We start from the raw sequence: 1,299 nt of genomic DNA, 5'->3' as shown, positions 1-1,299 counted from the left end.
ACTTATAGAGTTTAAGAAACGTATGAATAGCGATCTTGTAATTCTAAAAGATAACAAAATTACAAGGGTAAAACCTTAGCACTTCTCACAACAGCCGGTAAGCAAAATTGCCGGGTTTTCGGTAGCCGGAAGTTGTGGTTTCACGAAGAAACATTATCTTCGGCAGAGAGAACTCAGTTCGCTTTGGTCGGCAACTTCGCTTACCGGCGGCACGTTAGCAGCGATTGTATCGTGATTCCACTTATCAACAAATCAAGGAATTACGTTGTTAATAAACATACAAAAAATGTTGACAAGTACACTATTTTGTTTTATCTTTGTAAAGAATCTGAAATGGAGCTAGTCTCCAAAGTAGGATTCCCCCGGGCAGTGAAAACTGCCTTATTTTTTTTATAGCTCTACCAATCCAAAATCGTTATTTTTACTCGCGACCTTTAGCGCGACGTCTTCAAGTTTCTTATACATTGTTTGTCCAGCTTTCTTTTTCATGTAGGCGTTAGGCTCATATTTCTGACGAATCATATAAGCAGTAACATCAGCAATTTGATGCATTAAAGAATTTGCCGAATCTCTCATTATTGGATCTTCAATAAGATATTGAAGGCGCATATTTCGATAGCCGCCACCGTAAAGGTTTCCTGTGTTGGGAATTGTATTATAATGACGCATCTTTCGAATTAGCTTGGTCAATTTGGCTCCGTCGGTATTATCTGAAAAAACAATTCCACGATCATCCGCATTTTGCGGGCCAGGAAAATTCTTGTATCTAATGGTATTTTCAAAACGCATGATCAAAGCATTCCAAGCCAATTCGAATATATCTCCTGTTTTCCCTTGCTTGTCAACCACAATAGAAAACACACTTACATCAGATTGGCTATTCAACCATACTATACACTTTTTAAGAATATCAACACGATCATTTCGTTGAATACGCATTAACGCGCCAGGTTTGTTTATGAAATCCTTTGCATGAATTTCTTCACGCAGCTTCAAACCCTTTGAATCGCGAAGTGATTTACGGAATGCAACTAAATCGCTAAGTATATTTGTCCATCTGAGTTCGTGAAAAACAATTCCTGTCAAAATGAAATATCGTGTAGGGCTATTTACTAAACCTGTGTCGCCACTTTCATCAACGTACATTAAATACATAAATAAATTTTTTGTAAACTTACAAGAAAATAAGTGAACCACAACCGCTGCTAACCGCCGTTTCAAGCAATTGCCGCGTTTTCAGTAAGTTGAACGTTTGGTTTTCACGAAGAATGTTTTATCTTCACCGAGCGAACTCAGTTC

Annotated in this window: 1 protein-coding gene; it reads right to left on the bottom strand. The window is 37.9% G+C overall.

What is annotated here, in order from left to right; all coding sequences use genetic code 11:
* Nucleotides 1-390: 390 nt before the first annotated feature.
* A complete protein-coding gene (locus BLP55_RS16585; RefSeq protein ID WP_091147539.1) occupies nt 391-1,155 on the bottom strand; it encodes a DUF3800 domain-containing protein in 765 nt (254 codons plus the stop codon).
* Between the last annotated feature and the right edge of the window lie 144 nt (nt 1,156-1,299).

Origin of the sequence: Flavobacterium caeni (genome assembly GCF_900101895.1) — a bacterium.
In the GTDB taxonomy this organism is placed as follows: Bacteria; Bacteroidota; Bacteroidia; order Flavobacteriales; family Flavobacteriaceae; genus Flavobacterium; species Flavobacterium caeni.
The sequence above is the reverse complement of the archived record's forward strand: the minus strand, read 5'-3'. Positions and strand labels throughout refer to the sequence as shown.

Excerpts from the sequence above, each read along its gene's own strand:
- BLP55_RS16585 (WP_091147539.1), bottom strand. The coding sequence starts at position 1,155 with ATGTATTTAATGTACGTTGATGAAAGTGGCGACACAGGTTTAGTAAAT.